The organism is Lonepinella koalarum (genome assembly GCF_004565475.1).
GTDB lineage: Bacteria > Pseudomonadota > Gammaproteobacteria > Enterobacterales > Pasteurellaceae > Lonepinella > Lonepinella koalarum.
In genome coordinates this window covers 127108-149618 of record NZ_SRHX01000002.1, presented here as the reverse complement: position 1 = coordinate 149618, position 22511 = coordinate 127108, and the positions used below count along the sequence as shown (strand labels likewise).

General features: G+C 38.4%; 21 protein-coding genes and 1 tRNA gene. 7 read left to right on the top strand and 15 right to left on the bottom strand.

Translation table 11 applies throughout. The annotated features are described in order from the left end of the window. Nucleotides 1-2: 2 nt before the first annotated feature. The 5 genes from E0709_RS03415 to nagE form a co-directional block, all read right to left on the bottom strand. Entirely contained in the window at nucleotides 3-788 is a 786-nt protein-coding gene (locus E0709_RS03415; RefSeq protein WP_132301546.1) for an SAF domain-containing protein, read from the bottom strand. Nucleotides 789-847: 59 nt separating this feature from the next. Continuing rightward, nucleotides 848-1282 (bottom strand): A24 family peptidase, encoded by a 435-nt coding sequence (locus E0709_RS03410; protein ID WP_132301548.1) that lies wholly within the window; start codon nucleotides 1280-1282, stop codon nucleotides 848-850. Nucleotides 1283-1420: 138 nt separating this feature from the next. Next, on the bottom strand, nucleotides 1421-1648 hold the full coding sequence (locus E0709_RS03405) for a Flp family type IVb pilin (protein ID WP_132301550.1): 228 nt from the start codon (nucleotides 1646-1648) through the stop codon (nucleotides 1421-1423). 61 nt (nucleotides 1649-1709) lie between these two features. Beyond that, nucleotides 1710-1949 carry a Flp family type IVb pilin gene (locus E0709_RS03400; protein ID WP_132301552.1) on the bottom strand — a complete coding sequence of 80 codons (240 nt, stop codon included), beginning with the start codon at nucleotides 1947-1949 and terminating at the stop codon, nucleotides 1710-1712. A gap of 687 nt (nucleotides 1950-2636) precedes the next feature. Continuing rightward, nucleotides 2637-4091, bottom strand: coding sequence for an N-acetylglucosamine-specific PTS transporter subunit IIBC (nagE, locus tag E0709_RS03395; protein WP_132301554.1), 1455 nt, complete (start codon nucleotides 4089-4091; stop codon nucleotides 2637-2639). A gap of 207 nt (nucleotides 4092-4298) precedes the next feature. On the opposite strand from nagE, the gene licT reads away from it, so the two are divergent. Further along, nucleotides 4299-5135: a BglG family transcription antiterminator LicT gene (licT, locus tag E0709_RS03390; RefSeq protein WP_132301556.1), complete on the top strand. Its 837-nt coding sequence runs from the start codon at nucleotides 4299-4301 to the stop codon at nucleotides 5133-5135. Nucleotides 5136-5221: 86 nt separating this feature from the next. On the opposite strand, the gene E0709_RS03385 is transcribed toward licT, so the two are convergent. From E0709_RS03385 to serB, 6 genes are all read right to left on the bottom strand, one after another. Then, nucleotides 5222-6682 carry a glycoside hydrolase family 1 protein gene (locus tag E0709_RS03385; RefSeq protein ID WP_132301558.1) on the bottom strand — a complete coding sequence of 487 codons (1461 nt, stop codon included), beginning with the start codon at nucleotides 6680-6682 and terminating at the stop codon, nucleotides 5222-5224. A gap of 24 nt (nucleotides 6683-6706) precedes the next feature. Next, nucleotides 6707-8650 carry a glycoside hydrolase family 3 protein gene (locus E0709_RS03380; RefSeq protein WP_132301560.1) on the bottom strand — a complete coding sequence of 648 codons (1944 nt, stop codon included), beginning with the start codon at nucleotides 8648-8650 and terminating at the stop codon, nucleotides 6707-6709. Between the two features lie 10 nt (nucleotides 8651-8660). Beyond that, entirely contained in the window at nucleotides 8661-10133 is a 1473-nt protein-coding gene (locus E0709_RS03375) for a prolyl oligopeptidase family serine peptidase (RefSeq protein ID WP_207905230.1), read from the bottom strand. Between the two features lie 111 nt (nucleotides 10134-10244). Beyond that, nucleotides 10245-12128 (bottom strand): beta-glucoside-specific PTS transporter subunit IIABC, encoded by a 1884-nt coding sequence (locus tag E0709_RS03370; protein WP_132301562.1) that lies wholly within the window; start codon nucleotides 12126-12128, stop codon nucleotides 10245-10247. 263 nt (nucleotides 12129-12391) lie between these two features. After that, nucleotides 12392-12883 (bottom strand): YajQ family cyclic di-GMP-binding protein, encoded by a 492-nt coding sequence (locus tag E0709_RS03365; RefSeq protein ID WP_132301564.1) that lies wholly within the window; start codon nucleotides 12881-12883, stop codon nucleotides 12392-12394. Nucleotides 12884-12892: 9 nt separating this feature from the next. Further along, on the bottom strand, nucleotides 12893-13837 hold the full coding sequence (serB, locus tag E0709_RS03360; protein WP_132301566.1) for a phosphoserine phosphatase: 945 nt from the start codon (nucleotides 13835-13837) through the stop codon (nucleotides 12893-12895). A 71-nt stretch (nucleotides 13838-13908) separates the two neighbouring features. Here serB and E0709_RS03355 point away from each other — a divergent pair, with 71 nt between their 5' ends. The 5 genes from E0709_RS03355 (at nucleotide 13909) to purN (ending at nucleotide 19214) form a co-directional block, all read left to right on the top strand. Beyond that, nucleotides 13909-14577 carry a YtjB family periplasmic protein gene (locus E0709_RS03355; protein WP_132301568.1) on the top strand — a complete coding sequence of 223 codons (669 nt, stop codon included), beginning with the start codon at nucleotides 13909-13911 and terminating at the stop codon, nucleotides 14575-14577. A gap of 190 nt (nucleotides 14578-14767) precedes the next feature. Then, on the top strand, nucleotides 14768-15880 hold the full coding sequence (ald, locus tag E0709_RS03350) for an alanine dehydrogenase (protein WP_132301570.1): 1113 nt from the start codon (nucleotides 14768-14770) through the stop codon (nucleotides 15878-15880). 79 nt (nucleotides 15881-15959) lie between these two features. Next, the gene (locus tag E0709_RS03345) at nucleotides 15960-17321 is read left to right on the top strand and encodes a sodium-dependent transporter (RefSeq protein ID WP_132301572.1); all 1362 of its coding nucleotides are present in this window, start codon (nucleotides 15960-15962) and stop codon (nucleotides 17319-17321) included. A 160-nt stretch (nucleotides 17322-17481) separates the two neighbouring features. Then, nucleotides 17482-18519, top strand: a complete 1038-nt coding sequence (purM, locus tag E0709_RS03340; protein ID WP_132301574.1) for a phosphoribosylformylglycinamidine cyclo-ligase — start codon at nucleotides 17482-17484, stop codon at nucleotides 18517-18519. Between the two features lie 56 nt (nucleotides 18520-18575). Continuing rightward, complete coding sequence (purN, locus tag E0709_RS03335; protein WP_132301576.1) at nucleotides 18576-19214, top strand: phosphoribosylglycinamide formyltransferase; 639 nt, start codon at nucleotides 18576-18578, stop codon at nucleotides 19212-19214. Between the two features lie 49 nt (nucleotides 19215-19263). On the opposite strand, the gene E0709_RS03330 is transcribed toward purN, so the two are convergent. From E0709_RS03330 to E0709_RS03315, 4 genes are all read right to left on the bottom strand, one after another. Beyond that, a complete protein-coding gene (locus E0709_RS03330; protein WP_391540658.1) occupies nucleotides 19264-19488 on the bottom strand; it encodes a type II toxin-antitoxin system YafQ family toxin in 225 nt (74 codons plus the stop codon). After that, nucleotides 19485-19775, bottom strand: a complete 291-nt coding sequence (locus tag E0709_RS03325) for a type II toxin-antitoxin system RelB/DinJ family antitoxin (RefSeq protein WP_132301578.1) — start codon at nucleotides 19773-19775, stop codon at nucleotides 19485-19487. The genes E0709_RS03330 and E0709_RS03325 overlap by 4 nt, the downstream gene beginning before the upstream one ends. Before the next feature lie 94 nt (nucleotides 19776-19869). Next, nucleotides 19870-20229, bottom strand: a complete 360-nt coding sequence (locus E0709_RS03320) for a ComEA family DNA-binding protein (RefSeq protein WP_132301580.1) — start codon at nucleotides 20227-20229, stop codon at nucleotides 19870-19872. Between the two features lie 257 nt (nucleotides 20230-20486). Continuing rightward, nucleotides 20487-20576, bottom strand: a tRNA-Ser gene (locus E0709_RS03315). A gap of 169 nt (nucleotides 20577-20745) precedes the next feature. Here E0709_RS03315 and dauA point away from each other — a divergent pair. Further along, on the top strand, nucleotides 20746-22491 hold the full coding sequence (dauA, locus tag E0709_RS03310; RefSeq protein ID WP_132301582.1) for a C4-dicarboxylic acid transporter DauA: 1746 nt from the start codon (nucleotides 20746-20748) through the stop codon (nucleotides 22489-22491). The last annotated feature ends 20 nt before the right edge of the window (nucleotides 22492-22511 follow it).

The window sequence follows — 22511 nt, the reverse complement described above, 5'->3', positions numbered from 1 at the left end:
CCTTATTGTCCTCTTAATTTTCTAATAAACATACCCCGATGATTAATCGTAGAGGCTTCTGTATTGGTTGGCAAAATAATTAACTTACTTTCTTTTGCAACGGCATAAATTTTCTGAACTTGGTTAGCATCAGCTTTTACCGTAATATACCCAATCACACCTTGGCTACCAGAATTTTTAATTTCCTCATCGGAAAATTTTTTGCTATATAACACTAATAGATTATCTATTATTTTGATTAATTCATTTCTATCTGCACTATCAAATCCTTTTGCAGTTTGTTGTGCAAAAACAGACACTGAACTACCTGCCAAAACAGTATCTAAAAGATAAGCTTCTGGTGATTTAATATAAACACGATAAGCAACTTCATGCTCACTATCGACAGTAGAAAGTAAGAATTTAGCATCATCAGGTGAAATAATATTATTTTTAGATAAAAAAGAATCCTTAGATAAATTTTCACTCACTAAAAAACCTTGTAATGAATGATTAGCCGAACTATCAAGCCAATCTTTCAAATCCTTCTCAACTAAAGGGCTATCTACATCAACAGTTAAATCAGAAAGAGTATAATCTTCCGCTTGAAGCAATGTTCCTTTCGCCACATCACGAACTAATACTGCCGTGGTAATTAATTTCTGTTCTTTATCTTCCTTGATTGTGGTCGCTTGTTCGCCTTGTGTGACAGCAGAATCAGCATCATTTGATGATGGAATAAAAAATAATCCACCTAACCCAACAGCAAGAATAAGAAATGAAATTAGAAAAAGAACTCTATAATTCATTTTTAATCCTTAATTTATAAATTTAATAAAGTTAATAATAGTAATTATGCTAAAGGTTATCAGCTATACAGACACATATTGACTAAATAACCTAAGCTAATTGCAACACCGTAAGGCACACCATTGTCCGTAATGGCTTTTCTGTAAAACAGAAAACCTACAATAATAACAAGTAGTCCAGAGAATGTAATAAAAAAGAAAAGTGATGGAATTTGATCATTTGGTAAAGATAATGTTAATGCGGCAATGAGTTTAACATCTCCACCCCCTATTATCCTCAGGGTAAATAATAAAAATCCAATCAGCAATACAAACAAGGGGGTTAAAATAAAAAGCGTTTCATATTTTAATCCAGTTAAAATAATGAATACCAAACATAAACCAATAACTATTTTATTCGCAATAATTCTATATTTAATATCAGACCAAGAAATATTGATTAATAAAACAATAGTGATGATGTTAAGAAATATAATTAACCCTTCTCTAAACATAACTCTGCTACTGTTAAAATTTTTGCAACAAGAACAATTTAAAAATATTATAAGAACGTATAATTAATGAGAAGAATTGGAAAATCCATTTTCCTTAATTTATCCAACTGGCTAAAGAATATTTAGCCATAACACAAGTTATTTATCTACGACGGCATCAGAAATGGTGTCAGATAAAACAGCTAATTTATCTGATAATTTAACGATAAAGCTATTAGGGCTATACAACATCGCAATTAAAAAAAGTCCAATCACAAAAATGATTAATCCATATTCAATGGTCGTGACACCTGTTTGATCTTTTTTTATATCATGCAACCATTCAGTTACTAGAAAATAAATTTTACTTGATAAATTGGATAACATCCTTAAATTCCTAGCTTGGCACTAGCAGCCAATAATTTAGCTACTAGTACCTAGTATTTTATCACTTACCTGCTGGTGTACTAAAACTTGCAGAACTAATAGCAGAAGCTAACTCACTGAATTTAGATGATAGTTTAGCAACAAACCCGTTATCACCATAGAATACCGCAATAATAAATACTGCAATAACAATAGCAATTAAACCGTATTCAATCGCTGTTACACCTTTTTGATCATTTTTGAAATGACGTAACCCTTCAGTTACTGAAATATAAGCTTTTGTTGAAATGTTAGACAACATTTTAAAATCTCCATTTTTATTTTTACAACAATCCGTATCTAACGGGCGTTAGATAGCGCTATTTACCGTATTTATCTTGTTTAGAAATAATGCAGCTGATAAAAGAGTTAGACTCAACACTTTACTGGATTATTAATACAAAAATACTGATAGATTGAAATTCCACTTCAATCTGGGATGCGTATTGTCCACAAAAAATGCTTTAAGTACAGTTAATTTTTTAAAAACAAATACTGGTCGGATCTGCTTGAGTTAAATTGGTTGCATATTAGACTAAGCAACCGTTTGCATATTGAACAAACATTACTTTTTATTATATTTCAATATGTTAATAAAATTATATTTTGCTGAATGGTTTCAACAAATAAATAGCAATAAAAAAATCTTAATTATGTTAAATGAAAATAGGTGATGCAGATCGTCTTAGACAAAAAACAGGATATTGACATTTCATTAAAATTATGTTAACAAAATAAATTATACCAATTTAAACTGTATGCGATCTAACTTCATAATAAAATATGATTTATCTGATTGATCTTAATAAAATTCATATCCCTATTGTGATACACGGCATCATTAAATTTAGTTAATATAAATAAATTTTGTTACGAAGTTGTAGGCAAATGATGACTCAGATTTCAATACCCGGTTTAATCACCGGGCATTGATTTTTCTCAACCTGTATTAATGCGCTTTTTTCATCGCTTCCGCAATAAATTCTGCTTCTAGCCCTAAAATCACTTGTAAACCATTATTTCCCATTTTCACTAGACCTTTCGAACCGAGTGCTTTGAGTTTGGCTTCATTGATTTTATTCATATCTTGTACGGTTAAACGTAATCTTGTGGTGCAATAATCAACATTGCTGAGATTTTGTTTACCACCGAGAGCTTGCGTAAATTGCATCGCTCGTTCAGCGTAATTAGTATTTTCAGCGACTGTTTCGATCACATCGTCATCTTCACGCCCCGGCGTTTTCAAATTAAACATTTTGATTACCGCACGGAACAATACATAGTAAATGCCGGCAAAGATTAAACCTTGTACAATCAGCATATACCAATTCACGGCCAATGGATTACGAGAAGAAAGCACCATATCCACTAACCCTGCACTAAACCCAAAACCAGCGATCCAATGCATGGTTGCTGCTATATAGACAGAAAGTGCGGTTAACAGTGCATGTACTACATAAAGCACTGGTGCCACAAACATAAAGGCAAATTCAAGTGGTTCAGTGATACCAGTGAAGAATGATGCCAATGCAGCGGCAAACATAATAGATGCAATTTGGGCTTTTTTGGCAGGTTTGGCACTGTGATAAATCGCCAGTGCAGCGGCTGGTAAACCAAACATCATGACAGGGAAGAAACCGGCTTGATACATACCGGTTACACCTAAAACAGCTTTACCATCGGCAAGAGATTGAGCACCACCTAAGAAATTTGGAATATCATTGATACCCGCTACATCAAACCAGAATACAGAGTTCAACGCGTGATGTAAACCAACAGGGATCAATAAACGGTTAAAGAAAGCATAAATACCCGCACCAGTCGCCCCTAAATCTTTAATGGATTCCCCGAAAGACACCAAGCCACCAAAAATCACTGGCCAAACATAAAGTAACACAAAGGCAACAATAATCATCACCAAAGACACCACAATTGGTACTAGCCGTTTACCACTAAAGAAAGCCAAGGCTTTAGGTAGTTCAACGGTATGGAAACGGTTATACAATTCTGCGGAAATTACCCCAACTAAAATACCGATAAACTGATTGTTAATTTTATTAAAGGCAGCTGGCACTTGATCCGCCGCAATGCCTTGTAATTGAGCGACTGCACCGGGGGAAAGTAAGGTAGTCACCACTAAATAGCCAACTAAACCGGAAAGTGCGGCGGAACCATGTTTATCTTCTGACATCCCAAACGCTACACCAATAGCAAATAGAAACGGCATTTGATCGATAATCGCACCACCCGATTTAATTAATAATGCCGCCAATTGGCTATTTGCTCCCCAACCATCAGGGTCAAGCCAATAACCTACGCCCATTAATAGTGCCGCTGCTGGCAATGCCGCCACCGGCACCATCAGTGCACGCCCTATTTTTTGTAAATAATTAAGAGTGCTCATAATGTTCTCCTTAAGATTTGAAGTTTTTGTTTATTTCCATACAGCGGAAGAAAGTCTACTCCAATTTTTGTAAAAAAAATGTGATCTCCGTCATAAATTAAAAAAATATTTTTTATTATAACCAATAGACTTTATGTCAGGTTTATCTATAATGAAATTGAGTCTGGAATTTTCCACCTTTTATGATTGAATATACGGGAAATTGCTATGCTAAAAATTACTAAGATCTTTAACAACAACGCTATCTTGGCAGAAAATGAACATGGCACAGAATTAGTTATTTTGGGCAAAGGCATTTCCTTTAACAAAAAAGTGGGAGATTTGGTTAATGAGCAAGCTATTGAGAAGACCTTTAGTTTAAATAAAAGTATTTTTGCGACTCATTTAACTGAAATTTTAAGTGAAATTCCACCACAATATTTTCGTTTAACCCATCGTATTATCAACCACGCCAATCATCTGTTAGGGACGGAATTGTCCAATAATATTTATGTCAGTTTAACCGATCATATTTATCATGCAGTAGAACGACTTCGTCATCAACAACCGATCCAAAATGGCTTGTCCTATGAAATTCAACGCCTCTATAAAAAGGAATTTGCCATTGGACAGTATGCGGTGCAATTAATTAATCGTGAAATGAAGGTGGAAATGAGCGATGATGAAGCAGGATTTATCGCTTTACATATTTTTAATGCCCGTACAGACAGTGAAATGCCTGAAACTTATCGTACTATGCAAATCATTAAAGATATTTTAGCGATTGTCGGTTATCATTTTAATCTGGTATTAGATCCTAATGATTTTGATTGCGGACGATTTATCACCCATTTACAACATTTTTCGCAACGCTTATTCTCCAATCAGGAAATACCCAATTTTGGTGATGATTTTCTCTATCAACAAACCCGAAAAGCCTATCCTGATGTGTATCAATGTGTGGAAAAAATTAATAAATACTTAGTTAAAAATTTTGATAAAACCTTAAATCAAGATGAACAGTTATATTTAGCTATTCATATTCAACGCATTATTCGTAAATGAAAGTGCTATCGCACAAAAGCAAAAAAGTGCGGTGTAAAAAATGCTGATTTTTTTCACCGCACTTGAAAGGTTGTGAAGACCTAAGGTTAGCCTAAATCTTCCCCATTGCTGGCAATGACTTTTTTATACCAATAGAATGAATCCTTGCGAATACGTTCGCCCGTGCCGTTGCCGTCATCGTCAATATCCACATAAATAAAGCCGTAGCGTTTACTCATTTCGGAGGTTGACATACTGACTAAATCAATCGGTCCCCATTCTAAATAACCCCAAAGATCCACACCGTCCGCAATGGCTTCTGCCATTTGTTCGATATGCGCTTTAAGATAATCAATACGGTAGCTATCGTGAATTTTACCGTTTTCAACTTGGTCATAAGCACCTAGCCCGTTTTCCACAATAAATAACGGTTTTTGGTAGCGGTCGTACATATCGTTTAAGGTAATCCGCAAACCTACTGGGTCAATTTGCCAGCCCCAATCAGAGGCTTTTAAGTACGGATTTTTCACCCCGTGTAAAAGATTACCGCCAATATCGCCATCTTCTTGCGGATGGGTCGTTACCGCTAAACTCATATAATAACTGAATGAAATATAGTCCACCGTATGCTGTTTCAAAATCTCATCATCGCCCACTTCCTTTTGGATCTGCACATTATTTTCCGCCCAATGACGTAACATATATTTCGGATATTCACCACGAGCATGAACATCGGTAAAGAATAAGTTTTGTTGATTGCCCCATTGTGCTTGGCGTTGATCGGCAGGATCGGCGGTTAACGCATAATGATGTAAGCGTGCCAGCATACAACCGATTTTGGCATTCGGATCAATTTCATGCAAGGCTTTAGTGGCAAGGCTACTCGCCAAAAATTGATGATGTAACGCTTGATATTTGGCACTTTCCTGTTGGGAGGCTTCTACCCGATCTAACACAACACCTGCCCCACAATAAGCACTGTGCATCGTCACCATATTGATCTCATTGAACGTTAGCCAATATTTCACTTTGCCTTTATAGCGGTTAAAGACAGTTTTCGCATAACGCACAAAGTGTGCTATCACTTCCCGCCCTAACCAGCCGTTGTATTTTTGGGTTAAACCCAACGGCGTTTCATAGTGCGAAAGCGTAACCATGGGTTCAATGCCATGTTTGTGCATTTCATCAAACATATCATCATAATATTTCAACCCTGCTTCATTGGGTTGCTCATCATAACCGTTCGGGAAAATTCTCGCCCAATGAATAGAAATACGAAAACATTTAAACCCCATTTCACCGAACAAGGCAATATCATCTTTATATTTATGATAAAAATCAATACCATGACGTTTAGGGAAACGCCCCTCAAATTTGCCCGATAAAATCTCATCAATGCGGTCGGAAGAGACATCAATCGCTGCCGATTTTAGCCCGCGGATTTCTTTTGGCACATAAGCCACCATATCCGACCCTGCTAAACCTTTGCCGTCTTCGTCCCAACCGCCCTCAATTTGATTGGCTGCGGTGGCACCGCCCCATAAAAAGTCTTTTGGAAATTTACTCATTATATTGTCCTCTGTTGATAAAATTTAATTGAAACTGTAGCCATAAGGATAAAGCGGATTTTCACTATCATCTGGCAAAGCAGGATGTTGTTTTTCCACTGCCTGCATTGAACGTGGCAATTCAAACGGCAATTTGCCTTGAGCTTTAGCTTTGCCTGTGACAACATCAAATAAAGCATTATCATCCGCGCCGAAATTTACCATCAGTACAGCGGCTTTATCCTTAATATTGGTTAAAATTGCTGGTCTGTCCATATATACCGAAACAATGGTCGGTACATGAGTTTTGGCAAGACTTTGCACTACTTGATAATCTTTATCGGAAGCTAAAAAATTAAGCCGTCCCTCATGTTGCAAATTGCCAAAGAAATATTGACTATGCGGATATTCAAACGGCGTTTCAAGTCGAACAATGGCAAAATCCGCCTGTGAACGTTTTTTCACTACGGTAAAACCATATTGTTTGGCAATCATTGCATCCACATTATGCAAATAGACTTTTTTGCCACTTTGCACAGGCATTAAGCCATTATTTTCCAATAATACTTGGGCTTGTTGTTGAGCCTGATGAGCCAAGGCTTTAGTTTCAGCATTATTAAACACTGTTGCCGTTGCGGTGACATCAACATAAGGATTTTCAAATAAACCTAGTGCAAATTTTTGTTCAAGAATCCGCTGTACCGATTGAGCAAGGCGTTGTTCAGAAATCTCGCCATTTTTCACCGCACTTTGTAACGGTTCAACGTTATCCGTGCCGCCAAATTGATCCAATCCTGCATTGAGTGCTTTCACATAGCGTTGTTGCACCGTTAAATTTTCCACGCCCCAAGGCATTGCCACTTGCTTTAAGGTTTGTGGATTAGCCTTAGTCGGGTTGGTACATTGGCTGGTACAATCACGAGTAATACCCCAATCGGACAAAATAATGCCTTTAAAGCTTTTTTCATTACGTAACAAATCCGTGAGTAATTGTTTGCTATAACCCGCCCCCACTTTTTCCAACGGTTGACCATTGACTGTTGCACCATTCAAAATCGGATAGGTTGGCATCACGCCAGCGGTGCTGGCAATAAATGCTCCGTCAAAGGCTTTGACATGCAAAGCGAAACTGTCTGCTGTATGTTGGGCGTTACGTCCGTAATAATTATGTCCGTCATAACCGTTCGGCTCGGCTCCATAGCCCACCCAGTGTTTCACAATGGTTGCCACACTCTGTGGATTTACCCCTTGATTGCCTTGTTGAAAGCCTTCAATATATGCACCGACCTGTTGGCTCACTACGTCAGGATTAGAACCAAAAGTAGAAGTCACTCTCGACCAACGGGGTTCAGTCGCAAGATCCGCTTGCGGAGAAAGAGCTACTTGAATCCCTACCGCACGATATTCTTTGCCAGCAATTTGCCCGAATTGTTGCGTCAACTGTGGATCATTTAAGGCGGCAAAACCTAAGGTTTCTGGCCATTTAGAAAAACCCTCGTTAACTGGTGTACCTGCTACACGCAAGAAATGATGACGCGGATCGGAACTGACCGAAAGCGGAATCGCAAATTCAGTTTGCTCCGCCACTTGTTGAGCCAGATTATTTTGTTCAGCGAAGTTGGCTGGCGTAGTGGCAAGGCGTGTGATCAAATGGTTGACATGTTTAGTTTGCACCAAATTTTTTAGCTCAACTAAATCATATTCAGTAGTCGAATCCTTTTTATTTGGCAAAGTAGAATGAAACATCAATCCCACTTTCTGCTCAATGGAAAGACGGGTAGTTAAATCTTTGGCTCGTTGCTCAGGGCTATTTCGCCAGTCTTCAAAAGGTTCTAATTTACCGTTTCGGTTGAAATCTTTAAAACGTAAGCCGTTTAGCTCAAGAATGGGTAAAATTTTTGCCCCCAACTCTGGTTGTTGTACGGATTGACTGACACAAGCAGCAAGCACTAAGGTTGCTACAGGTAATAATTTGAAAATAGTTTTCATGCTTTTCTCCTTATTTTCGTTGATCATTCAACCAAGTAAATAAATTGGAATAGCTTTTTCCATTAAATTTAGCTTGGAAGTTACCGCCAAAGTTGGCGTTACTTGGTTCAAAGCCATAATTTGGTGCTGTTGCGGATAAAATCTTGGTGGGGTTTTGTACGCCACCCACTTGATCATTTAGCACATAAATCCACGAAAAATGCCCAGAATATCGGGTATTTGGAGTATCTGTACCTTGCACCGTTTCAAAATAGGAAAACCACACATTTTTTGCACCTGCTTTGAGTAAGGCTTGATAGGTCGGTTGCGAATATTTGTGCGGATTCACGACAGGATCATCGTTTGATGCCACAAACCAAATGGGTATATGTTTAATTTTATTGGCTTTTGCGGTGCTAAACCAACGGCTATCGGTTGTTACAAAGGCTTCCGTACCCGTGCCTTGTTGGGTGACATATTGCCCTTGATTATCTTTTTTATGTTGGAAATAAGCGTAAGCCTCACAAATTGGATAAGCCGCAGCAAAATAGCGCGGATAATTAACCAGCATATTCACCGTCATATAGCCACCGTTGGAATCACCGCCTAAATAAATACGGCGACTATCTACATCAGGATTGGATTTTACATAGGCTTTAATGGTATCCATTAAAATTTGCGTATAACGAGATGGGTTCGCTCCACCGCCATTTTTGCCGTCCCCCTCATCCATCCAATAGGTTGGCGTTTGCACGACCAACACATAAGCACCAGTTTGTTTACCCGCATGGAAATAATGCTGAATCGGTGATTTGGCTAAGGCTGAGGCTTCATTACCTAAAATCGCAATATCAGGATCGGTGCCGCCCTCGCCTTGTCCGTGTAACCAAATAATCAACGGATTCTTTTCACCTTGTTTTAAATTCTCAGGTTCAAAAGCGGCAGTTTGTAGGGTTAATTTTTCAATTTTCCGATTGTATGGATTTCGATAATTGCCCGAAAACGCACTGCGCACGTTAAACAATGCGGTGTCTGGCACAAGGCGGTTGTTGATTGCATCTTGATCGAGATTTAAGGAATAATTTTTACCATTAATCGTCAATGACTGAATAGCGGTTTGAACCCGATACTCTGTCGCCCATTCATTCATAAATTTTTGTATATTATAAACAAACGGCGATGCCACATAGCTATGGTCTTGATAAGGCACGGTTAGCTCCAACGTGATGAACCTTGATTTAGCTTGCGGATTACCTTGAGCATCTGAAATATAAGCATTTTTCAGCTCACGTTGCACGCCTGCGGTAGTAATGCTGATATGCTGGTTGTCAAGACTCGTTACTTCATCGTTTAATGCAATAATCACTTTCGGCACATTCGGTCCACCCTCTTGCCCTTGCACCAAAATCGTCGTTTTAGCTTGTTGAGAATAAGGCGGATTGACTGCTTGGCATCCGCTTAACAAGGCAGTAGCAGCGAAAGTTAACATCAATAATTTTTTCATTGTGAATTTCTCCTCAAAAGTGCGGTGATTTTTAGCAAAATTTTTTATTTTTTGCACCGCACTTTTTAAATTTAAACTATATTCTCTACGCTTAAACGGAGAGAAAAGCCGTTATGCCGTGGTGGTTTGTAATACTTTTATTAACGGTTCATTTTGCGCAATATGTGGTTCGGTGGTAACAATCACATCAAGATAACGCTCGCTATTGGCAATAATTACTGGAGTCATGACAGAATAGCCGGCTTGAGTAATTGCCTCAATATCAAATCTACCTAATAGCTGCCCTGCAGAAATATGCTCACCGTCTGTTACCAAGGCTTCAAAATATTTACCACCTAGCTGTACGGTATCCATACCAATATGAATCAGAATTTCCAAGCCATCATCGGACACAATATTGTAAGCGTGTTTAGTCGGGAAAATTGAGCTAACGATGCCGTTAACCGGTGAAGTCAATTCGCCTTTAGTCGGCAAAATCGCAACGCCTTTGCCAAGTGCTTCGGAGGAAAACATTGGATCTTCAATGCTGGTTAATTTATGCACCTCTCCCTGTAACGGGCTGATTAAACTGAATTTTTCTAATGGAATAGCGTGAACGACAGTATTTGCTGATGTGTCAGTCGGCTCTACATTATCAGCGGATTTTGGCAACATCTTATCGTTATAGCCGAAAAGATAGGTTAATAAACAGCCTACGATAAAAGCGGTGGCTAAACCGAAAGAATAGGATAACAAAGAACTTTCTGGTCCAATTAATACAGGATAAAGCAATAATCCGCTGAAACCAAAAGCAAAACATTTCACCGTACTCAATGTCATTACCGCCCCGCCAATCGCACCACCGACAACACCATAAATAAACGGTTTTTTAAAGCGTAAGGTAATCCCGTAAATTAATGGCTCGGTAATCCCCAAAACACCTGAAAAAGCGGTTGAGCCAGCTAGGGATTTAATCTCTTTATTGCGTGATTTTAAAAATACCGCAAAAGTCGCTCCCGCTTGCCCAAGTACGGCGGCCCCTGTTAATGGCGCAATCACATCAAAGCCAATCACTGCCATATTGTTAATCATAATCGGCACCACACTCCAGTGAATACCAAAAATCACCAACACTTGCCAAATACCGCCCACAAATAAACCTGTTAGCACGGGGCTGACTTCCATCATCCAAGACAGCGCAGAAGCCAAAGCCTGTCCAATACCTGAACCGATGGGACCGATCACGAGCAACGTTAATGGTACAACCACAGCTAAGGTACAAGCTGGTGCAAAGAAATTCCGCACCGATTCATGCCAGATTTTTTCAAAAAAGCGTTGTACATAAGATTGAGCCCACACCGCCAGTAAAATTGGAATCACGCTGTAAGTGTAAGTCATGACTGCCACATCAAAACCAAATAATACCAAGCCTTGACCTTGGCTGGCTATTTCTACCAAAGAAGGGTAAAGCAAGGCAGTGGCAACACCAACCGCAATATAAGGACTGGTTTTTAATTTTTGTGAACTTGAAAAAGCCAAAAAGACGGGTAAGAAATAAAAGGTGGCACTGGCAGTGGCATCTAACACCAAATAAGTCCCCGATTGCGGATCGATCCAACCTGCCACAGAAAGAATAGCTAATACCCCTTTAAGAATCCCTGAACCTGCCATGACCCCAATCATTGGCGTAAAGGAGCCGGCTAAGAAATCAATCGCCCGATTAATCACACTAGCCTTCGGTAAATCTTTTGCATTGCCTGCTTCAATATTGGCAATATTCATTATTTCCGCATAGACTTTCGGTACATTATTACCAATCACCACCTGAAATTGTCCGCCACTTTCTACCACACTAATCACCCCAGCGGTCTGATTGAGTGCTTCTTTATCCGCTTTGGTACGGTCTTTTAACACAAAACGTAATCTTGTTGCACAATGTACTAAGGAATGTACATTTTGCTCACCGCCCACTAAGCGGAGAATGTCCTGTGCGAGTTTGCCAAAATCTTTTGCCATAATGAATTCCTCTTAAAATTTAAAATTGCTAGGCAATAAAAAAGCCTAAGCAAAATAACACTTTCACTTTCATAGGAAAGAATCATTTTGCTTAGGCTTGCCGAATTAACGTAACACCCTAAGTGCTAATGTGGGTTAGTATAGTTAGCAAAAGAATAAATTGTAAAGAAACAATTTATAAAAATGTGATCATGATCACAAAATTTTATTGAAATAGTACAAAAGTGCAGTTTTTTACCGCACTTTGCCGTTTTTAGCATAGGTTAATCACGGAAATTATTAAATTGGAATGGCTGCCCCAATTCCGCACCTTTAACTAATTGAATTGCAGCTTGTAAATCATCACGAGATTTGCCCGTCACACGCACTTGTTCCCCTTGAATTTGGGTTTGTACTTTGATTTTGCTGTCTTTAATCAATTTAACCAGCTTTTTCGCCATGTCGGTTTCAATCCCTTGTTTTAATTTGATTTCTTTGGAATACAATTTGCCGTGATGTTCGCTTTCGGACGGAACATCTAAAGATGTGCTATCAATATCACGTTTAATACAAGAGCCGATTAAAATTTCTAACAGTTGTTCTAATTGGAAATCTGATTCAGAAGTGATTTTTATGCTTTCATTTTTTTCGTTCAGTTCAATCACCGCTTCTACGCCACGAAAATCATAACGTGAGCTTAATACTCGGTTGGCGTTTTCCACCGCATTACGCACTTCGTGCATGGTGAGTTCAGATACAATATCAAATGATGGCATTTTGTTCTCCTATTTAGTTAAATTGTTAATTCGATCACTGGCACTTAGCAAGCACAGCAATCCTGTTAAATCCGCAAAGTTTACCACAACTTGAGCCTGTTGTTGTACTTTTGGTTTAGCATGGAATGCCGCACCAAGATTGGCAACACTCATCATGGCGAGATCATTCGCACCGTCACCAATCGCCACCGTATTTTTAGGATCAATATTAAACTGCTCGGCTAACTGCTGTAATACCTTAGCTTTATATTGTGCATGTACAATATCGCCTTTCACTTTGCCAGTCAGTATTCCATCCACAATATCAAATTGGTTAGACACCGCATAATCTAAACCGAGCATGTCTTTCAAATAATCTGCAAAATAGGTAAATCCCCCCGATGCAATGGCTATTTTCCAACCATATTTTTGCAATTCGCTGACAGTTTGGGTTAAACCCTCCATTAAGGGTAAATTCCGGCGAACATCGCCTAAAATACTTTCTTTTGCCCCTTTTAAAGTACCTACCCGACGGCGTAAACTTTGTTCAAAATCTAATTCCCCTCGCATGGCGGCAGCGGTGATCGCAGACACTTCTTCACCAGTTCCCGCTAGTTTGGCAATTTCATCAATACACTCAATTTTAATCGCGGTGCTGTCCATATCCATTACAAGCAAACCAGCTTGGCTTAATTTCGCATGAAAATTAATCACCGCTGCATCTACTTGTAATTCGTGTGCATAAGCAATAAATTCAGGATTAAATTCCCCTTGGATTAACAGCACTATATTGTTGGCAATTTCCCAACCATCCAAAACCTGAAAATTTTCACCGCACTTTTGTTGAAACAGCATTAATTTTTCAAGATTTAATTGTGAACTAAATAAAATAGAATATCCGTTTTTTTCGACTACTTTTTGTTCGCTTAAAAGTGCGGTGGGAAAATGGGGAAATTTTTGTAAAATAGTTTGCATAAGAAATCCTGTTAATTTTTTATTGTAGTGCTACAATCATACCTTATTTACAAAATATTTGGGTAAACAACTTGCAAATAATCAAAGAAAAATTAGTAAAATTCAGTATGATATTGATCATCTGCGGACTTTGTTTAGCTGTGGTTGGAGTAATTTTATTTGGTGTTAAACAATTCCAAATCGGATCACAATTAGCCAGCATAAACCAAGTGGCAAATTTGTCTCATTTATTGGTGCAACAACAAACTAATTTCCTTTCTACTCTATTGGTGAATAATGCTAAAACCGAAAAATTTAATGAAAATTTAGATAATCTGACCAAAGAAAGTTTTATACTCGATGCTTCTTTATATGCAAGTAATGGTCAACTATTAGCCCAAAGTAGCAATCACTTAAACTGGCAACAACAGCTAGATCCAGTAAAAAATAATGAGATGGTCACGCAGCAAATTGTGGAACCCATTTATTCCGCAAATGGACTGGAAGGCTTTTTACGCGTCACGTTTGATGCCAAGTATGGACAAACTACACAAAGCAAAATCAATCAGATTTTTCATCAACTCTATGGAGAATTGTTAATTATCTTTTTAGCAGGGGTTATTTTAGCTAGTTCTGTACATTACTTTTTAAGCCATTTCCGCCGAGTGAGACGGCTTGAACTTTCCACAATAAGTGTTTCTCCCCCAAAAAGCAAAAACACTGCAAGTAAGAATTTTCACCGTCGCCGTAGAAGAATTTAATATTAAGAAATAGCTAGGATTCAATACAATATCTTAACTTTATCTTAACAAATAGTGATTAATCTCATAATTTGTGATCAAGTTCATATTAATTTCCTTTCCGACCATGTATAATATTATTTAGATGTTAATTAATGATTACATCCTCACATCTTATCTTTATTATTCACATCCCTTTCAGGAGGAAATTATGATTATAGGTTGTCCAAAAGAAGTTAAAGTTCAAGAATATCGTGTTGGTTTAACCCCGGCAAATGTGTTGGCTTATGTGGAAGCTGGTCATACGGTTTATATTGAACATGATGCTGGAACTGAAATTGGTTTTAGTGATGCAGAGTATCAAGCTGCCGGTGCCACATTAACAGATAAAGCTACTTTATTTGCCAAAAGTGAAATGATTATTAAGGTCAAAGAACCTATTGAAAGCGAATACCATTATTTCCGTGAAAATCAAATTCTCTATACTTATCTTCATCTTGCCGCTGATAAACCACTTACTGAAATGCTGTTAGCGAAAAAAATTCAAGCCATTGCCTATGAAACCATCAAAACGCCAACCGGCTTACCTTGTTTGGCGCCGATGAGTTCTATTGCTGGTCGCTTAGCAACATTAGAAGCAGCAAAATATATTCAAAAAACCTTTGGTGGTAAAGGTGTCTTATTAAGTGGTACGGCCGGTACCCCCAAAGCGAAAGTGGTGATCTTAGGAGGAGGAGTGGTTGGTTTGAATGCTGCACAAATTGCCATGGGAATTGGTGCAGATGTAACCATTTTAGATATAAATGCTGCTCGTTTAGCCTACATTGATCAAATTTTTGCTATGAAAATTAAAACATTAACCAGTTCTCGTGGTAATATTCTCCACTTGCTACCTGATGCGGATGTGGTGATTGGCGCGGTATTAATCCCCGGAGCAAAAACACCGCACTTATTAACCCGTGAAGATCTAAAACTCATGAAAAAAGGTTCAATACTCGTGGATGTAGCTATCGACCAAGGTGGTTGTTTTGAAACATCAAAAGCCACTACTCATGTTGATCCGATTTATGAGGTGGAAGGTATCATTCATTATTGTGTAGCGAATATGCCGGGTTGTGTGGCAAGAACTTCTACCCTAGGGTTAACCGATTCCACCTTACAATATGGACTAGACATCGCAAAATTAGGCGTAACAAAAGCCTGTCTTGCCGATCCTGCGTTATTACAAGGATTAAATACTTACGCAGGTCATTGTACGTTCAAAGGTGTGGCAGATGCTTTAGATATTGAATATATGGAGCCTAAAACTGCATTAACCCATTAATTTTATTAAATTTTAACCGCACTTTCCGTTATTTTGAGATAGCGGAGAGTGTGTTTTGTGGATAAGAAAGAGGAATCTTATGTCAGTGAATGGAACAGAAAAACGCCAAACGTGGTCAAGTCGTTTAACCTATGTTCTGACGGTAGCAGGTGCAACTGTTGGATTTGGTGCAACTTGGCGTTTTCCCTATTTAGTCGGGGAAAATGGGGGCGGTGCTTATGTGATGTTGTTTTGCATTGCCATGATTGTAATTGGTATTCCGATGATTTTAGTAGAAAATGTGATCGGTCGTCGCATGCACAAAAATGCGATTGATGCTTTTAGTGGGACAGCAAATGGTAAAAAAATTCATCCGGCATGGAAAATTTTAGGTTACATGGGATTGCTTGGGGCATTTGGTATCTTAGCTTATTATATGGTACTAGGTGGCTGGGTGCTAACTTATATTGGTAGCATTATTAGCGGTACACTGGATTTATCTGCGCCTGTAAGTCCTGAAACCACATCAAGTTTCTTTACTACTTATATTCATAACAGCCCATTAACGATTTTAGCTTATACCGCACTGTTTGTATTAGCAAACTACGTTATTTTGGCAAAGGGTATTATGGATGGTATTGAACGTTCGGTAAAATTCTTAATGCCGTTACTCTTTATTTTCTTGTTAGTGATGATTGTACGAAATGTTACTTTACCGGGTGCAGTACAAGGTATTGAATTCTATTTGATCCCTGATTTTTCCAAAATCACCAAAGAGTTATTTGTCTTTGTGTTGGGACAAGTTTTCTTTGCATTAAGTCTTGGTTTTGGTGTACTGATTACGCTATCAAGCTATTTAGATAAAAAAGAAAACCTAGTCAAAACGGCATCAATTACCGCCGTGATGAACACATTGATTGCGCTTGCTGCTGGATTTATGATTTTCCCATCCTTATTTACTTTTAATGTACCTCCAAATTCAGGACCAACCTTGGTATTCCAAAGTTTGCCGATCGTATTTTCACATATGTGGCAAGGTTCAATTTTCGCGGTGATTTTCTTTAGTTTATTGATCATTGCGGCATTAACCACTTCATTAACCATTTATGAAGTGCTGATTACCGCTGTACAAGAAAAAACTCGCTTAGGTCGTAAAGTATCAATTGCTTTAGTATTAGGCGGTATTTTTCTATTAGGTAATATTCCTTCCGTATTAGGTGATAATGAATGGCAAAATGTAACCATTATCGGGCGCAGTATTTTTGATGCCTTTGATTACATTAGTGGCAATATTCTGTTTATTTTAACCGCTCTTGGTTGTGCCGTATTCGTTGGATTTGTGTTAAAAGATGAAGCTAAACAAGAATTAAATGCTGGCGAGAAGTTCACTGCGATTTGGTTTAATTATGTAAAATATGTGATTCCCGTGTTGATTTTGGTAATTTTTGTCTATTCTTTATAAAATAAACCTGTTACATAAAGCCCTACCCTGCTCCCCGATTACAAAATTGGGGAGTATTTTTTAGGGCCTTTTTTGTTTGAAATACCCTATAGCAAACGTTTACCTAAATTCGCAAAGTCGGTATAATAGCTCCAATTTTTGAACACAAAAGGACAACATCGTGAGCAAACCCTCATTAAGTTATAAAGACGCTGGCGTGGATATTAACGCTGGTAATGAATTAGTTGAACGGATTAAACCGCACGTAAAACGCACTACTCGCCCTGAAGTGATTGGCGGTTTAGGTGGTTTCGGTGCATTATGTGCGTTGCCAAGCAAATATAAAGAGCCGATTTTAGTTTCAGGCACAGACGGTGTGGGTACCAAATTACGTTTAGCCATTGATTTGAAAAAACACGATACGATTGGGATTGACTTGGTGGCAATGTGCGTCAATGATTTAGTGGTGCAAGGTGCAGAACCGTTGTTCTTCTTGGATTATTATGCCACAGGAAAATTGCAAGTGGATGTCGCATCCGATGTGGTGAAAGGCATTGCGGAAGGTTGTGTACAATCAGGTTGTGCCTTAGTTGGCGGTGAAACAGCGGAAATGCCAGGGATGTATCATGCTGGTGACTATGATTTAGCTGGCTTCTGTGTTGGCGTGGTGGAAAAATCTAAAATTATTGACGGTTCGCAAGTACAAGCGGGAGATGCGTTAATTGCGTTAGCTTCAAGTGGTCCACATTCCAATGGTTATTCTTTAGTGCGTAAGGTGATTGAAGTATCCGGCGTAAACCCTGCCACAGAACAATTAGCAGGTCGTCCGTTAAGCGAACAAGTGCTTGCACCGACTAAAATTTATGTCAAATCGGTGTTAGCATTGATTGAAAATGTTGATGTGCATGCGATTGCTCATTTAACCGGTGGCGGTTTCTGGGAAAATATTCCACGCGTTTTACCACAGAATCTGAAAGCGGTCATTAATGAAAAAAGCTGGCAATGGCAGCCTGTGTTTAAATGGTTGCAAGAAAAAGGCAATATTGAAACCTATGAAATGTACCGCACCTTTAACTGCGGTGTAGGCATGGTGATTGCATTACCACAAGCAGATGTAGAAAAAGCCTTGACAGTATTGCGTGCAGCAGGTGAAGACGCTTGGTTAATTGGTCAAATTGAACCGTTACAAGCAGGCGAACAACAAGTGATTATTCAATAATATTCGGGGCGGATCGATATGTCCGCCCTTAACTTTTCAATTTAATACCTATCTTTATGAAAAAAATCGTTATTCTTATTTCAGGTTCAGGCACCAATTTACAAGCGATGATAGAGGCTTGTGAAAATAAAATGATTAATGGGCAAATTATGGCTGTGATTAGCAATCAAGCCAATGCTTACGGTTTAGAACGTGCCAAAATTGCCCATATTCCCACCGCACTTTTTGAACGTAAACATTATCCAAATAATCTGGCAATGGATTTAGCTATTGGGGATTTTATTGCTGATCTTGAAGCGGATTTGATAGTGTTAGCTGGCTATATGAAAATTCTCACCGCTGAATTTACCCAACGCTTTGCTGGCAAGATTTTAAATATTCATCCGTCATTATTGCCAAAATTCCGTGGCTTAAATACCTATCAACAGGCTTTAGAGGCTGGCGAAACGGAACATGGTACAACGGTGCATTTTGTGAATGAGCAAGTAGATGGCGGTGCCGTGATTTTACAAGCTAAAGTGCCGATTTTCCCTGACGATAGCATAGAAGATATTCAACAACGAGTGAAAACACAAGAATTACAAATTTATCCTTTGGTGGTGAAATGGTTTGTTGATGATCGCTTGAAAGAAATTGACGGAAAAGCCTATTTAGATGGTCAATTACTTTCACCACAAGGGTATGCCATAGATTAACATTTAAAATAGTTCGGCGTGTGTGCCTAGTCTCACCAGTTGAATATAATCATTCCCCTTTGTCATAAATCAATAATAAATCAGGTTTTATATGACATTCACGAAAACCATTCCACTCTCCTTTAAGTGCGTGATCTTGGTATTTTTCAGGTAGTTCTTTATCATAAATAAGATGGTAAGCAACAACCGTCCATTCCGCACTTAATAACTCAGCCCAAAGTCTTTTAGCATCTCGTTTGAATTGCGTTGTTGGAATTAGTGGAATTGGGTTCATTCTTGCTCCTGTAAAATATCTTTCATCATTTGATCCATATTGGTATAACCTTTTAGATTTTTACCATTTTTACGATTTTCAATCGCTTCTAACATCGCCAATCTGGTCACTGCATTGGGCGTATCAGCATGATGATCAAATGATAATGGCACCGATTTAGTATCTGCAATTTGATTTAAGAATAGCTTAATCGCTTGTGACGGTGTTAATCCGTAGCTTTCGATCACCGAAAATGCACGTTCTTTTAAGCGAGAGTCCAGACGAATATTAAAGTTAATGCTAGTCATTTTTTTATCCTTTCAGTTTCTGATATAAAGTACCGAAATTGTAAAGCCATTGCCATGACATTGCAATGACTTTTATTTAATGATTGGCGAATAACTAGAAAATAATCCGATCTTTATTTTTATCTAAAGTGGATTGACCAATGCCCTGTACTTCTAATAATTGCTCTATAGAGGTGAAAGCACCGTGTTTTTCACGATATTGCACAATGGCTTCCGCTTTTTTAGCTCCGATACCCGTTAAGACTTTTTGAATTTCTGCTGCGGACGCAGTGTTTATATTTAATTTATCACCGACTACCGCAACTTGTGCTGGTGTTTCAGTTGTAACCGTTTGTACTGTTACTTGCTGAGCGGGTGTTGTGACTGCTTGTGTGGTCTCTGCTAATACATTTGTACTGCCTAATAATGACCCTACCAATGTTATTGTACCTAATAATGCTTTAATAGATTTCATAAGATTTCCTTGTTGAAAATGAATATTGATTTTTGTGTTGAGCATATTGGGAACAAACTCAACAGAGCATAATTTCAAGGAAAACATAAAAAGTCTCAAGAAATTCACTGCAGTTTTGGAATACATATCACAAAAATAACAAAAAATGAGGATAAAACTGCGGTGAAAAAATTCCACAGAATTGATGAGTAAAAAATGATGAATTTTGTATAATTAAATTAATTAGTACGAGTGTTGTCATAATAGGGAAATATAAATGGCGGTAAGGAAGGGATTTGAACCCTTGATGCAGTTTCCCACATACACGCTTTCCAGGCGTGCTCCTTCAACCACTCGGACACCTTACCATTCTGGACACTCAATGAATTCATTAAGTAAGCGGGCGTGATTATAAGAATTAACTTACCGTTAGTCTAGTCTTTTTTCGCTTTTCTTGCGAAAACGCAAAGTTTTTTGCGGAAATTTTAGTTAAAATAGCGTGGGTTTGGAATTTCTATAGAACATAGTGGTAGAAAAATGTTAAATAAATGGTTTTTGACTAAAAATGCTTTTTTGGCGGTTAAGCCGTTCAGTGCATTACAAGATGCGTTTCGCTTAGGTTATGGAAAAACGCAACTCATTAAAGATATTATTGCTGGATTGACGGTTGGGGTTATTGCCATTCCGTTGTCAATGGCATTGGCGATTGCCAGTGGCGTGCCACCGCAACATGGTTTATATACGGCAATTGTAGCAGGCATTGTGATTGCTTTATTGGGTGGCTCTCGTTTTAATATTTCAGGACCAACCGCCGCTTTTGTAGTCATTTTATATCCCGTGACGCAACAATTTGGCTTGGGCGGATTACTCATGGCGACCCTGTTATCAGGGATAATTTTAGTGCTAATGGCGTTGTTTCGTCTAGGACGGTTAATTGAATATATTCCTCTGCCTGTCACTTTAGGCTTTACCTGTGGCATCGGGATTACAATAGCAACTTTGCAAATTAAAGATTTTCTCGGTTTACATATTGATGTCATGCCAGCCCATTATTTAGAAAAAGTTTATACTATTTTCACCGCACTTCCGACTATTAACTGGGCGGATACGGCAGTTGGTGTTGTTACTTTATTAACTTTATCCCAATGGCATCGTTTTCGTTTACCTTTTCCAGGACATTTACCCGCAGTCATCATAGGTACGGTTTTATCGCTGGTTTTAATTATGGTTGGTTATGATGTGCAGACCATTGGTTCTGCTTTCCAATATCAACTGGCAGATGGTTCAGTCGGACAAGGTATTCCCAATGTATTACCTGAATTTGCTTTACCGTGGAATATTCCGAATGCGCAAGGGAAGTTAGTGGAATGGAATTTTGATACGATTCAATCTTTGCTACCTGCAGCATTTTCAATGGCGGTTTTAGGGGCGATTGAATCTTTATTATGTGCGGTGGTATTAGATAATATGACCAATACTAAACACCATTCTAATAACGAATTATTAGCCCAAGGGATCGGCAATATTATTACGCCGTTTCTTGGTGGTATCACGGCAACCGCGGCTATCGCACGTTCAGCTGCTAATGTGAAATCAGGGGCGTTTTCGCCGATTTCCAGTATGGTACATGGCTTGTTAGTATTGTTTTCTCTGTTATTATTTGCTCAGGCTTTATCTTATTTGCCTTTAGCTTCCATGGCGGCATTGCTGTTAATGGTGGCGTGGAATATGGCAGATCTACGTAATATCATTCATTTAGTTCGCCGTTCGGGAGCCAATGAAATCGCGGTGTTATTAATCTGTATTTTGTTAACCGTGATTTTTGATATGGTGATTGCTATTACAGTGGGTGTGTTATTGGCGAGTTTATTGTTTATTCGTACCATTGCAGAAATGACCAAATCCATTGAACAATCGCATCCCCAAGATTTAGATGATGTATTGGTTTATCGCATTAGTGGCCCGTTGTTTTTTGCCGCAGCGGATAATCTATTCGCAGATTTACACGAGAAAACCGTGCATACTGATCACGAAGTCAAGCATATTGTGTTGCAATGTGATGCGGTAACGGTGCTAGATACGGGGGGAATTCATGCGTTAACCCGTTTTGTGCAACATATGTTACCCCATCAACAGCTTTATATGTGTAATATGCAATTTCAACCGTTGCGGATGATTGTAAAATCTAACACTGTACTCGAATTGAAAAAAATTAATTTTAGTTCAGGATTAGAAGATACTTATCAAAAAATCCGTGATTTTGATAAGTTATCTGTTAATTAATCATTGAATTAAATCGCTTT

What these genes read in the sequence shown, in the direction of transcription:
- E0709_RS03320 (WP_132301580.1), bottom strand. Translation starts at nt 20,229, where the DNA reads ATGAAATCTATTAAAGCATTATTAGGTACAATAACATTGGTAGGGTCA.
- E0709_RS03410 (WP_132301548.1), bottom strand. Translation starts at nt 1,282, where the DNA reads ATGTTTAGAGAAGGGTTAATTATATTTCTTAACATCATCACTATTGTT.
- E0709_RS03325 (WP_132301578.1), bottom strand. Translation starts at nt 19,775, where the DNA reads ATGACTAGCATTAACTTTAATATTCGTCTGGACTCTCGCTTAAAAGAA.
- E0709_RS03370 (WP_132301562.1), bottom strand. Translation starts at nt 12,128, where the DNA reads ATGGCAAAAGATTTTGGCAAACTCGCACAGGACATTCTCCGCTTAGTG.
- dauA (WP_132301582.1), top strand. Translation starts at nt 20,746, where the DNA reads ATGTTAAATAAATGGTTTTTGACTAAAAATGCTTTTTTGGCGGTTAAG.
- purN (WP_132301576.1), top strand. Translation starts at nt 18,576, where the DNA reads ATGAAAAAAATCGTTATTCTTATTTCAGGTTCAGGCACCAATTTACAA.
- E0709_RS03330 (WP_391540658.1), bottom strand. Translation starts at nt 19,488, where the DNA reads ATGAACCCAATTCCACTAATTCCAACAACGCAATTCAAACGAGATGCT.
- serB (WP_132301566.1), bottom strand. Translation starts at nt 13,837, where the DNA reads ATGCAAACTATTTTACAAAAATTTCCCCATTTTCCCACCGCACTTTTA.
- E0709_RS03415 (WP_132301546.1), bottom strand. Translation starts at nt 788, where the DNA reads ATGAATTATAGAGTTCTTTTTCTAATTTCATTTCTTATTCTTGCTGTT.
- E0709_RS03400 (WP_132301552.1), bottom strand. Translation starts at nt 1,949, where the DNA reads ATGTTGTCTAACATTTCAACAAAAGCTTATATTTCAGTAACTGAAGGG.
- E0709_RS03365 (WP_132301564.1), bottom strand. Translation starts at nt 12,883, where the DNA reads ATGCCATCATTTGATATTGTATCTGAACTCACCATGCACGAAGTGCGT.
- E0709_RS03345 (WP_132301572.1), top strand. Translation starts at nt 15,960, where the DNA reads ATGTCAGTGAATGGAACAGAAAAACGCCAAACGTGGTCAAGTCGTTTA.
- licT (WP_132301556.1), top strand. Translation starts at nt 4,299, where the DNA reads ATGCTAAAAATTACTAAGATCTTTAACAACAACGCTATCTTGGCAGAA.
- ald (WP_132301570.1), top strand. Translation starts at nt 14,768, where the DNA reads ATGATTATAGGTTGTCCAAAAGAAGTTAAAGTTCAAGAATATCGTGTT.
- E0709_RS03385 (WP_132301558.1), bottom strand. Translation starts at nt 6,682, where the DNA reads ATGAGTAAATTTCCAAAAGACTTTTTATGGGGCGGTGCCACCGCAGCC.
- nagE (WP_132301554.1), bottom strand. Translation starts at nt 4,091, where the DNA reads ATGAGCACTCTTAATTATTTACAAAAAATAGGGCGTGCACTGATGGTG.
- E0709_RS03405 (WP_132301550.1), bottom strand. Translation starts at nt 1,648, where the DNA reads ATGTTATCCAATTTATCAAGTAAAATTTATTTTCTAGTAACTGAATGG.
- E0709_RS03380 (WP_132301560.1), bottom strand. Translation starts at nt 8,650, where the DNA reads ATGAAAACTATTTTCAAATTATTACCTGTAGCAACCTTAGTGCTTGCT.
- E0709_RS03375 (WP_207905230.1), bottom strand. Translation starts at nt 10,133, where the DNA reads ATGAAAAAATTATTGATGTTAACTTTCGCTGCTACTGCCTTGTTAAGC.